This is a genomic window from Neisseria sp. P0001.S005 (genome assembly GCF_051963715.1).
On sequence record NZ_JBQCTZ010000232.1, the window covers coordinates 1 to 5095 of the forward strand.

The window sequence follows — 5095 nt, forward strand, 5'->3', positions numbered from 1 at the left end:
GCTCGCGGCGAAGCTTAATTTAAACACCATTAATTAAGGATTACTGCAATGCGCGATAAAATCAAACTGGAGTCCAGCGCTGGTACTGGTCACTTCTACACAACTACTAAAAACAAACGTACTATGCCTGGCAAACTGGAAATCAAAAAATTTGACCCAGTAGCCCGTAAACACGTTATTTACAAAGAAACTAAATTGAAATAATCCGGTTTCTTCCAAGAAAAAGCTCCTGTTTTGCAGGAGCTTTTCTTTTTGTTTCCCGATTGGTTTGGGGCTTATTTCAAATGTGTATGCAAGATATTTTTGAATTGCTTTATAAGAGGCAAAATAAAAGAGCGTGTATCCATTGGGATTGCGCTCTTTTATTTTTCAGACGGCCTGATAGGGGATAAGCAGCCTTAAATTATGAGTAAACATTCAACAACGACTTAATGATCGACCTTGATGCCTTGGTTGTCAGAATGTTGTTTTTTATCCAGCTCTTTTTGCAAGGTATCGCATGGCGTGTCGCAATCGCACATTTTCTTCATGCCGAGAGAAGAAATGCCGCCGCAGCTGCCTTTGATGGTGCGTTTGGAGAAAATATAGCCGACTGCCATGCCGAGGATGACAATGATAAAAATACCGAAAGTCAGAAGGAGGGTTTTCATGTGTGTATTCCTAGAGGTTAGTTCAATAATTTCTTGAATGCGCTGGACATTTTAGTATGGTAGCCGCCTTGAGGGTTTCGGATGATGAGGAAAACGGCGAGATTTTCTTGCTCGGCAAGTTTAAGTGCTTCGGTTTCTCCGAGGACGAACAAGCCGGTTGAAAGGCCGTCTGCAATTGTGGCGTTTTCAGCAACTACGCTGATGGAAGCAAGGTTGTGGCTGATGGGTTGTTTGGTTTTAGGGTTGATGATATGGGAAAGACGGCGGCCTGACTTATCGACATGGAAAATGCGGTAGTCGCCGGACGTGGCCAGTGATTTATTGTCCAATGGAATAGTGATTTGGGTGGCACCGCCTTGAACAATATTGGGCTGCTCGATGCCGATACGCCAAGGGTTGCCTTGCGCATTGCGGCCTTTGCCATGCAACTCGCCTCCGATTTCTACCAAATAATTGCCGATATTGAGTTTTTCAAGTTCGGCGGCGGTTTTATCCACGCCAAAGCCTTTGGCGATGGAGGATAGATCTAAATAGACTTCGGGATGGGTTTTCGCCAGTGTAGGCTGCTGCCCATCTTGGGAAAGTTTGAGTTTGTCCGTACCGACCATTTCTGAAGCATGTTGGATTTCTTGTACAGTCGGTTCGTGTGTGATTTCTTTTTGCGGGCCGAATCCCCATAGGTTGACCAAAGGACCGACGGTTACGTCCAGTGCGCCGTGCGTCATTTTGTTTAAACGCAAGGCTTCGCCGGTTACATAGGCAAAGTCTTGGGAAATGGGCATGGCCTGATTGACGGTGCGTAGCTGGTTGAATTGGCTGATTTCGGAATCAGTCTGGTAGGTAGACATTTGTCGATTGACTTCTTGAAGTGCGTCATCAATGCGTTTTTGGATTTCGGCAGGGGAGGGGAGTTTGTCTTGGCCGTCTGAAAGATATTTGACGGTATAGGTCGTGCCCATGGTCTCGCCTCGCAGGGTAATGGTTTGTTGTTTTTCAGGTTGGCAGGCAGAGAGTGTGAGTGCGGAAACGATGGCAACGGTACAACCGATTATCGGACGGTAAAACGAATTGGAAAGAAACGGCATAAGGGATTTGCGGATTATTTTTTAAAACCTTTATTGTATCGTAAAAGAAAGGTTCAGGCCGTCTGAAAGTATGGTTTTCAGACGGCCTGGAAATAAAAAAGGAAGAAACCGAAGTTTCTTCCTTTTTGTTTGTTAGCCGCCGAAATCGTCCAAGAGGATGTTTTCGTCTTCCACGCCCAAGTCTTTGAGCATTTTGATCACGGACTGGTTCATGATTGGAGGGCCGCACATATAGAATTCGCAGTCTTCCGGTGCTTCATGGTTTTTCAGGTGGTTTTCGTAAACCACGTTGTGAATGAAGCCTGTGTAACCGTCCCAGTTGTCTTCAGGCAATGGGTCGGATAGGGCGACATGCCATGTGAAGTTCGGGAATTCTGCCGCGAGTTGGTCGAAGTCTTCGACATAGAACATCTCGCGTTTAGAACGGGCACCATACCAGAAGGTAATCTTACGTTTGGAATTCAAACGTTTCAGCTGGTCGAAAATGTGGGAACGCATCGGAGCCATACCCGCACCACCGCCGATAAATACCATTTCGGCATCGGTATCTTTGGCAAAGAACTCACCAAACGGACCGGAAATCGTTACTTTATCACCGGGTTTGAGCGACCAAATGTAGGATGACATTTGTCCCGGAGGCGCATCGGGTACGCGCGGAGGCGGCGTGGCGATACGCACGTTCAGCATAATGATGCCTTTTTCTTCTGGATACGAAGCCATGGAGTAGGCGCGCAAAATCGGCTCGTCTACTTTGGAAACGTATTGCCACAGATTGTATTTGTCCCAGTCTTCGTGGTATTCCTTAGGAATGTCGAAGTCTTTGTAGGCAACAGTGTGAGGAGGGGCTTCAATTTGAATGTAGCCGCCGGCGCGGAAAGGCACTTCTTCGCCTTCTGGAATGGCAAGCTTGAGTTCTTTAATGAACGTTGCTTTGTTGTCATTTGAGATGACGGTGCATTCCCATTTTTTCACGCCGAACACTTCTTCCGGTACTTCGATGTCCATGTCGGTTTTAACGTTGACCTGACAAGACAGACGGCAGCCTTCGCGCGCTTCGCGTTTGCTGATGTGGGACAACTCGGTTGGCAGAATGTCGCCGCCACCGCTTTTCACGACAACACGGCACTGACCACATGAGCCGCCGCCACCGCAGGCGGAAGGAACGAAGATGCCTTGGCTGGCAAGCGCACCCAGCAATTTGCCGCCGGCAGGCATCGTCAGCTCTTTTTCGTTATTGACTTTGATGGTGATGTCGCCTTCGCTCACCAACTTGGATTTGGCAAACAGAATCATCAGTGCCAAAACCAAGACGATGACGGTAAACATCACGATACCTAAAATAATCTCCATGCCGATTCCTTTCTTATAACTGGATGCCGGAGAACGACATAAACGCCATTGCCATCAGGCCAGCGGCGATAAAGGTAATGCCCAAGCCTTTGAGGCCTTTAGGGACATCCGAATATTTCATTTTTTCGGTAATGCCCGCCAAAGCGACAATGGCCAAAAGCCAGCCCAAACCTGCACCGAAACCGTATACAACGGACTCGCCGAAGTTGTATTCGCGTTGCGCCATAAACGATACGGCACCGAAAATCGCGCAGTTTACGGTAATCAGAGGCAGGTAGATACCCAATGCGTTGTAGAGGGCAGGGACGAATTTGTCCAAGAACATTTCCAAAATCTGTACCAAAGCGGCAATCACGCCGATAAAGGTAATGAATTTCAGGAAGGTCAGGTCCACGCCTTCAACCAGCGCGCCGTCTTTCAACAGCGAGTAAACAAGTTGGTTGGCTGGGACGGACAGGCCGAGTACGAAAGTTACGGCAACGCCCAAACCGAATGCAGTCGATACTTTTTTAGATACCGCCAAAAATGTACACATCCCCAAGAAGAAGGAAAGTGCCATGTTTTCCAGAAAGACGGATTTTACAAAGAGGCTTAAGTAATGTTCCATGTGTTATTTCTCCGCCTGTTCAGGTTTCCAAGTGCGTAGACCCCATACCAAGAAGCCGATGATGAAGAACGCGCTAGGGGCGAGCAGGAACAAGCCGTTGGTTTGATACCAGCCGCCATCTTGTACGGTTTGGAAAATGGTGTAGCCAAAGAGCTTGCCTGAGCCGATCAGTTCGCGGATGGTTGCGATGATGATCAGCATCATGCCGTAACCTGCGCCGTTACCGATACCGTCAACCAAGCTCTCCAAAGGAGGCTCTTTCATGGCGAATGCTTCGGCGCGGCCCATCACGATACAGTTGGTAATAATCAGGCCGACGAATACGGACAGCTGTTTGGACAGCTCATAAGCAAAAGCTTGGAGCAGTTGGTCAACCAGCGTTACCAAGGAAGCAACAATCGCCATTTGCACAATAATACGGATGCTGTTGGGGATGTAGTTGCGTACCAAAGAAATGAAGAAGCTGGAAAAACCGGTTACTAAACTGACGGAAATACCCATTACGATGGCCGTCTGAAGTTTGGTGGTAACCGCCAAAGCCGAACAAATACCCAAAACTTGCAAGGCAATCGGGTTGTTGTCGATAAAGGGTGAAAACATCAAATGTTTCAAGCGTTTCATGTCAGCCATTATTGTGCTCCTGCTGATTTCAATTTGTTCAGGTAGGGGATATAGCCGTTTTCGCCGAACCAGTAGTCGAACGAACCTTGCACACCTTTAGACGTCAGCGACGCGCCGGAGAGGGCATCTACGCCGTGTTCTTTGTCTGAGCTTGCGCCTTTGCCGACGTGCAGGGCAAATTTGCCTTGTTCGTTAAACAGTTTTTTGCCGACGAATTTTTGTTGCCACAGAGGGTTGCCGATTTCGCCGCCCAAACCCGGAGTTTCGCCTTGGTCGTAGTAGGTAATGCCGTTGATGGTGTTGCCGTCAGGTTGAATGGCGACAAAACCGTACATGACAGACCACAAACCGTTGCCGTGCATAGGCAGGATGATTTGGCTGACTTTACCGTCTTCGCCTTTTACCAAGTAAACCTCAGTGTATTTGGCACGGCTTTTGATGCCTGCCAAATCGTCTTCAGGTTTGATTTGGATGCTTTGGGCAGGGTCTTTGCCGGCAACGCGTGCGCTGAAGTCTTTAGGCGCATCGGCGACGTATTCGCCGGTTGCCAAGTCCACGACACGTTGCTCGATACGCTCGGCAAAGGTTTTGCTGATGTCGGTGTTTTTATCCATCAAACCAGCTACGCTCAAGATATAGCCTTGTTTGTCTTGGAGTTTTTGTTTCTCTTGGATTGGTTTCAAGCCGACGACCGCACCAGCAACAATGATGGAACAAATCAGGCTGACAACCAATACCACAATCAGCGTGCCGCTGAAGCTGTCTTTATCGAATTTCTTAGC

General features: G+C 48.1%; 7 protein-coding genes. 1 reads left to right on the forward strand and 6 read right to left on the reverse strand.

From position 1 onward, the window contains the following. Positions 1–48 precede the first annotated feature (48 nt). Positions 49–204, forward strand: a complete 156-nt coding sequence (gene rpmG / locus ACTHSP_RS17680) for a 50S ribosomal protein L33 (protein ID WP_003684373.1) — start codon at positions 49–51, stop codon at positions 202–204. A gap of 224 nt (positions 205–428) precedes the next feature. On the opposite strand, the gene nqrM is transcribed toward rpmG, so the two are convergent. The 6 genes from nqrM to ACTHSP_RS17710 form a co-directional block, all read right to left on the reverse strand. Next, positions 429–650 (reverse strand): (Na+)-NQR maturation NqrM, encoded by a 222-nt coding sequence (gene nqrM / locus ACTHSP_RS17685; protein ID WP_003680888.1) that lies wholly within the window; start codon positions 648–650, stop codon positions 429–431. 17 nt (positions 651–667) lie between these two features. Next, positions 668–1735 (reverse strand): FAD:protein FMN transferase, encoded by a 1068-nt coding sequence (locus ACTHSP_RS17690; protein ID WP_440346562.1) that lies wholly within the window; start codon positions 1733–1735, stop codon positions 668–670. Between the two features lie 132 nt (positions 1736–1867). Continuing rightward, complete coding sequence (gene nqrF, locus ACTHSP_RS17695; RefSeq protein ID WP_049352532.1) at positions 1868–3085, reverse strand: NADH:ubiquinone reductase (Na(+)-transporting) subunit F; 1218 nt, start codon at positions 3083–3085, stop codon at positions 1868–1870. Between the two features lie 13 nt (positions 3086–3098). Continuing rightward, positions 3099–3692 (reverse strand): NADH:ubiquinone reductase (Na(+)-transporting) subunit E, encoded by a 594-nt coding sequence (nqrE, locus tag ACTHSP_RS17700; protein WP_003684365.1) that lies wholly within the window; start codon positions 3690–3692, stop codon positions 3099–3101. Between the two features lie 3 nt (positions 3693–3695). After that, positions 3696–4322 (reverse strand): NADH:ubiquinone reductase (Na(+)-transporting) subunit D, encoded by a 627-nt coding sequence (locus tag ACTHSP_RS17705; protein ID WP_049352534.1) that lies wholly within the window; start codon positions 4320–4322, stop codon positions 3696–3698. Then, the coding region (locus tag ACTHSP_RS17710; RefSeq protein ID WP_440346563.1) for a Na(+)-translocating NADH-quinone reductase subunit C at positions 4322–5095 on the reverse strand (774 nt) is incomplete at its 5' end. The genes ACTHSP_RS17705 and ACTHSP_RS17710, both read right to left, overlap by 1 nt.

Coding starts and splice junctions, on each gene's coding strand:
- rpmG (WP_003684373.1), top strand. CDS start 49: ATGCGCGATAAAATCAAACTGGAGTCCAGCGCTGGTACTGGTCACTTC.
- nqrM (WP_003680888.1), bottom strand. CDS start 650: ATGAAAACCCTCCTTCTGACTTTCGGTATTTTTATCATTGTCATCCTC.
- ACTHSP_RS17690 (WP_440346562.1), bottom strand. CDS start 1,735: ATGCCGTTTCTTTCCAATTCGTTTTACCGTCCGATAATCGGTTGTACC.
- nqrF (WP_049352532.1), bottom strand. CDS start 3,085: ATGGAGATTATTTTAGGTATCGTGATGTTTACCGTCATCGTCTTGGTT.
- nqrE (WP_003684365.1), bottom strand. CDS start 3,692: ATGGAACATTACTTAAGCCTCTTTGTAAAATCCGTCTTTCTGGAAAAC.
- ACTHSP_RS17705 (WP_049352534.1), bottom strand. CDS start 4,322: ATGGCTGACATGAAACGCTTGAAACATTTGATGTTTTCACCCTTTATC.